This window comes from Paenibacillus sp. EKM10P (genome assembly GCF_011800655.1).
In the GTDB taxonomy this organism is placed as follows: Bacteria; Bacillota; Bacilli; order Paenibacillales; family Paenibacillaceae; genus Paenibacillus; species Paenibacillus polymyxa.
The window spans coordinates 1-357 of record NZ_JAALET010000092.1; the positions used below are offsets into that span (position 1 = coordinate 1).

General features: G+C 53.2%; 1 protein-coding gene. It reads right to left on the reverse strand.

From position 1 onward, the window contains the following. Positions 1-357, reverse strand: a 357-nt coding sequence (locus HFE01_RS26550; RefSeq protein ID WP_167442917.1) for a condensation domain-containing protein, incomplete at both ends; no start/stop codon positions are given.

Here is a 357-nt window from a genome sequence, read left to right on the forward strand (position 1 = left end):
GACAAAGCATGACCACGACCGATATCCAGCAGCACCGGATATGGACTCGTAAACCAGCCTACCGTACGAGAAATGTCCGTATCCGGCAAAATGTTCTCCCGTCCGTGTCCCTCTAGGTTGATCAGGCTACGTTCATGACCGGTCCACGTGTACAGCATCATGCCTAGTGCAGTCAGCAGCAAATCGTTCACTTCCGTGTTGTACGCGCGGTGTGCTTGCTTCAATAGTGTTCCTGTCTCTTCTTCCGTAAGCTGGAAGACCACGGTATCCGTGTCAGCCAAGGTAAACGGTTCGGCCTCCGCTTGATCCTCAGGCAAACGTACTTGGTCAGCCAAAGCAGCAGCGTTCCATTGCTTC